The sequence below is a fragment of the Solibacillus sp. genome (assembly GCF_040273735.1).
Classification (GTDB): Bacteria; Bacillota; Bacilli; order Bacillales_A; family Planococcaceae; genus Solibacillus.
This window is the reverse complement of sequence record NZ_JBELZM010000039.1, coordinates 1-2,551: the sequence shown is the minus strand read 5'-3', so window position 1 is coordinate 2,551 and position 2,551 is coordinate 1. Positions and strand designations below refer to the sequence as shown.

Sequence of the window (2,551 nt, the reverse complement as noted above, 5' to 3'; positions counted from 1 at the left end):
GTTAAAACTCCTTATGATGTATTAAATAATACCGATTTGTACGCTCAATAGTATCTTTTATCAATTGACTGAAGCGGGTACCGACAAAAATTTGTTCTTTTAATCTTTGAAGAAACTGAATATGAAGAAGATTGATGGTATGACTGGATGGGGATGTGATGAGATTGTTGTCGTAAAAATTTATTAACTCCAACGGCAGTTCCGATTCGAAACCGGTTTCCTCAACAATATTTTTTATTGTCTGCTTTAATTTACTTTTTAGAAGAACAGAAAATAGTAAACAAAATAAAGGATCATTGCTTTTTCTCGTTTTAAATCTCTGTAGCTCGTATTGCTTAATGATTATTTCATGAAGATATGACTGAAAAGGATAGTAAAAACGTATGTTATCATCCATTATTAATTCGAAATCATCCGTGGTTAAATATGTATACAGATTATAAACAAATTGATAATAAAAATTATAACCTTGATTATAATCTTCTAATTGGACGTCCAGAGACGGATTATTTGATAGGAGCTGCTGAAATTCTGAATATTTACATTCTGGAACAAAATAATAGTTGTGGAATTTCAATGAATTACCAGCCTCTCTAATTTGAAAATTATTACAATATAAATTGTACAGAAACTTTGACAGTATATCAAATTTATATAGGCTTTTTTTAAATGAAAAAAGAGCTAATGTAGAAAATTAGCTCTAATTTGAGGGAAATATATTATTCAGTTACAGGTTCTGCTGGTTCTAACTTCGCCTTTTTCAGTTCAGGGTGAGCCATTTCTAATATTGATTGGCGAAGTAATAACTGAACAATACCGATTAAAATCAGTCCGCTGACGATTAAAATATATTGCGCCGGAATGAATTCATATAGTATTCCAAAAACTAGTGTCCCGACAGGCATAGCACTCATCGCCATCATTTCGATTATCCCAAAAACACGCCCCCGGTACTCTTCTTCAATTGAAGTTTGCATTAACACGCCAAGAGGAGTATTTGTAATAACACCCAATCCTCCGAATAAAAACATGATGATTAAATAATAGACGAAATTCATCATTGCCGAAAATGTTATTATGAGCGGTAGTGCCGATAAAATGACTACAACAGAAGAGGCGAACACGGCTCGTTTAACTGTAAGTAAAGGAAATTTGACAGTTGCTCTTGATGCAAAATAGACAGATGTAATTAAAACTCCGATTGCTCCACCAGCCTCTGTAAAACCGATGTATTTTGGATCTAATTTCAAAATTGTCAATAAAATATAGTCTCCGCCAACGTTTATTGCTGTGAAAAATAAGTTTAGCCAAAGTGCTGTCCATAAAATTGCCTTAATAATCGGTTTTGAATTGACATAGCGAAACCCGGCTTTGAAGCTTTCAAACATCGATTCTTTTTCAGCATTCCCATTTACTGCTTCTTTCTTATAAAGAACAAAATTCATCGTTGATTCCAACATAAGTGTTATTACAGCAGCACAGATGAAGATTATCAGGAACATTTCCATCGATACAAAACCGAATAACATTCCGCCGAAAATCGGTCCGCCAATTCCTGAAATAGAATAGGACAACTGGTTAAAGCTCATTGCCTTTTGAAGTCGATCCCCATCGACAAGATTGGCAATCGAAGCGGAAAATGCCACACCTGAAAATGTACTGAAAATACTATTGAAAACTGTTGCGGTATATATTGCGATTAAAGATAATCCAAATTCATGCGTATAGACCAATAATCCGCTTACTGTCAGGATAACTCCGGCTTGCCCACTGAGTACAAGCCACTTTCTTGGTAAACGATCCCCTAAGAGTCCAGCAATCGGTGACATGATTGTTCGCGGCAAGTAGCTTAAAATAATATTTGTTGCAAAACTAAGTGAAGAGCCTGTCATCGATAAAATATACATACTGATTCCAAAGCTGTAAACATGTGATCCAAGCGCCCCAATCATTTTGCTTATTAAAAACGTGTATAAATGATACGTTGCTTTTTTAAATTTCTGCTGTTCATTCATAAACAAAACCCCTTTGTTTAATTTAATTAAACTAATTATATGGTGGATATTTTTGGAATGCAACACAAAAGTTTAATTTTATTAAAATAAATTTCGGGGGATTGATTTACGATTTAAATAAAATGTTTAATCAGGTTAAAATATTACCCTTTTATATGATTTTTGGTAAACTGTAATTAATGAGGTGACGACATGTTAAATATTGGTGCCAAAATTAAAGAACTAAGAAAAGAGCGCAAAATGACGCTTGCCCAAGTAGCGGGAGACCGAATTACAAAAGGGATGCTCAGTCTGATTGAAAACGGGAAGGCGCAGCCATCAATGGAAAGCCTTCAGCATATTGCAAAACAGCTGGAAATCGACGTATCCGAGCTCATGCAAACCGAAAATCATAAGCAAATGAAGGAATTATACCGGGATGTTGAAATAAAACGTTTAGCTCTAAATAAAGAGCATGATGATAAGAAAATAAACGAGAAAGTTCTCGAACTGTATAATCTAATCCATCCATTTTATGAAAATGGCAGTCTTAAAGG

2 protein-coding genes are annotated in these 2,551 nt (G+C 34.2%); one reads left to right on the top strand and one right to left on the bottom strand.

Going from position 1 to position 2,551, the window contains the following annotated elements; genetic code table 11:
- Positions 1-719: 719 nt before the first annotated feature.
- Positions 720-2,015, bottom strand: a complete 1,296-nt coding sequence (locus ABS917_RS18820; RefSeq protein ID WP_350480421.1) for an MFS transporter — start codon at positions 2,013-2,015, stop codon at positions 720-722.
- Between the two features lie 192 nt (positions 2,016-2,207).
- Between ABS917_RS18820 and ABS917_RS18815 the strand changes: the two genes are divergently transcribed.
- Positions 2,208-2,551: helix-turn-helix domain-containing protein (locus ABS917_RS18815; RefSeq protein ID WP_350480420.1), on the top strand; the 344-nt coding region annotated here is incomplete at its 3' end.